Genomic DNA, 207 nt, shown 5'->3' on the forward strand with positions numbered 1-207 from the left:
CAGTAGGCGCATCTGGAGTGTACACTAACTTTGAGAAAGCCAATTCTGGTGCCGAGAACTGTAGTGGCTTGTCTCCTCCGTATAACACGCAAGGAACCTGACCAGCTTTACGTAAGGCTTTTGTTGACTTCTTGCCCACGGTTTCTGTTTGAGATCCATTGATTGTAATTGATTTCATTTTGAGATGTTTTATTAATAAAAAATTTT

At 40.1% G+C, this 207-nt stretch carries 1 pseudogene; it reads right to left on the reverse strand.

Annotation, left to right across the window (positions count from 1 at the left end):
* Positions 1-178 (reverse strand): annotated as a pseudogene (locus ACRHOC_RS16110) (50S ribosomal protein L25); the annotation flags it as partial.
* Positions 179-207 lie beyond the last annotated feature (29 nt).

This window comes from Winogradskyella poriferorum, assembly GCF_050618035.1.
Taxonomy (GTDB): Bacteria; Bacteroidota; Bacteroidia; order Flavobacteriales; family Flavobacteriaceae; genus Winogradskyella; species Winogradskyella poriferorum_A.